1 rRNA gene is annotated in these 411 nt (G+C 51.6%); it reads right to left on the bottom strand.

The features are described from left to right. Window positions 1–19: 19 nt before the first annotated feature. Window positions 20–411 (bottom strand): 23S ribosomal RNA (locus H4J50_RS19155); the annotation flags it as partial.

Here is a 411-nt window from a genome sequence, read left to right as displayed (position 1 = left end):
AAAACCACTTGGGTGTTGTATGGTTAAGCCTCACGGGTAATTAGTATTGGTTAGCTCAATGCCTCGCAGCACTTCCACACCCAACCTATCAACGTTGTAGTCTCCAACGACCCTTTAGGGAGCTTAAAGCTCCAGTGAGAACTCATCTCAAAGCCTGCTTCCCGCTTAGATGCTTTCAGCGGTTATCAGTTCCGAACGTAGCTACCGGGCAATGCTATTGGCATAACAACCCGAACACCAGCGGTTCGTCCACTCCGGTCCTCTCGTACTAGGAGCAGCCCTCTTCAATTCTCAAACGCCCACGGCAGATAGGGACCGAACTGTCTCACGACGTTCTAAACCCAGCTCGCGTACCACTTTAAATGGCGAACAGCCATACCCTTGGGACCGACTTCAGCCCCAGGATGTGAT

The sequence above is a fragment of the Colwellia sp. 6M3 genome, assembly GCF_014077595.1.
GTDB lineage: Bacteria > Pseudomonadota > Gammaproteobacteria > Enterobacterales > Alteromonadaceae > Cognaticolwellia.
The sequence above is the reverse complement of the archived record's forward strand: the minus strand, read 5'-3'. Positions and strand labels throughout refer to the sequence as shown.